The sequence below is a fragment of the Parasphingomonas frigoris genome (assembly GCF_036663815.1).
Lineage (GTDB): Bacteria > Pseudomonadota > Alphaproteobacteria > Sphingomonadales > Sphingomonadaceae > Sphingomonas.
In genome coordinates this window covers 1-1,018 of sequence record NZ_JAXOJQ010000103.1, presented here as the reverse complement: position 1 = coordinate 1,018, position 1,018 = coordinate 1, and the positions used below count along the sequence as shown (strand labels likewise).

Below are 1,018 nucleotides of genomic sequence, written 5' to 3'. Positions count from 1 at the left end.
ATGGACTGATGGCAAGTGGCGCCGCGGTCGCTTCTCGTTGGTGCCACGTCTCGCGCGGCCTTGGCGCGGCCATGATCGTCGCGGGGGCCATCGCCTTGTCCTCACCCGCGTGGGCCGACGAACGCGTCCTGGCCCGCGACAACAGCGAGGTCAGCTGCACCGTCTCGAAAAGCGGCCTGACGCGGGTCAGCCTCAAGGACGACCGCTTCGCCAGCGTGTCCAAGCTCACGACCGGGGTCGAGAGCGACGACTTCACTGTCGTCAACGAGCCCACACGCGGTGACATATACCTGTCGGTTCCCGAGGGCTTCTCGCGCCAGCGCGTGTCATTCTTCGGCACGACCGCGAAGGGATATGTCTACAAGTTCGCCTGTCGGTTGGGAGGAGACGACGCCCAGCAGGTCTTTGTCGAGAACAAGGACATCGTCGGGGATAATGCCCCGCAGGTGGCGCAGGCCGCCTCTCCGCAGGAGGCGTCAGCCTCGCTGGTTCAGGCGATGTACCAATCGGCGTCTCTCGATGGTTTCGACATTCTCCCGAGCCAGACGGACGCGGTTATGGTCGGGACCCTCAAGGTGCAGATGATCTCCGAGTACCGCGGCGCGGCGCTCGCCGGCCGGGTGCTCAAGATCGAGAACAAGGGCCGCCAGCCCGTGGCCCTTGGTGAGGGCACCATCGCCCCGTCGAACGCGATCGCGGTCAGCGTCGCCAATCCTCAACTCAAGCCGGGAGAGGCGACGACGGCCTACATTGTCACGCCTGCCGGCCTCGCGAACGGAGCCCGGCCATGAGCCTTGCAGACATGTTCAAGCGCAAGCCGAAGCAGCTCGACGCCGAGCCCGAGGAGGGCGACGGTTCCGACATGATGGCCGGCAACGAGGCGGTCCGGAAGAAGCAGCTCCTGTATATGTCGGGGGCCGCGGCGGCCGCTCTGGTTCTCGGCTCCTGGTACATCATGGACGACGACAAGCCGACCACGGTTGCCGATGCGAACGGCAGAGAAACCAAGATCGCCACC

1 protein-coding gene and 1 pseudogene are annotated in these 1,018 nt (G+C 65.5%); both read left to right on the top strand.

Annotated features, from left to right (window positions below; genetic code table 11):
* Nucleotides 1–791 (top strand): type-F conjugative transfer system secretin TraK (locus U1872_RS22795; protein ID WP_332795119.1); only part of this gene is annotated, 791 nt, incomplete at its 5' end.
* A pseudogene (locus U1872_RS22790) lies at nucleotides 788–1,018 on the top strand (conjugal transfer protein TraB); the annotation flags it as partial. The gene U1872_RS22795 and the pseudogene U1872_RS22790, both read left to right, overlap by 4 nt.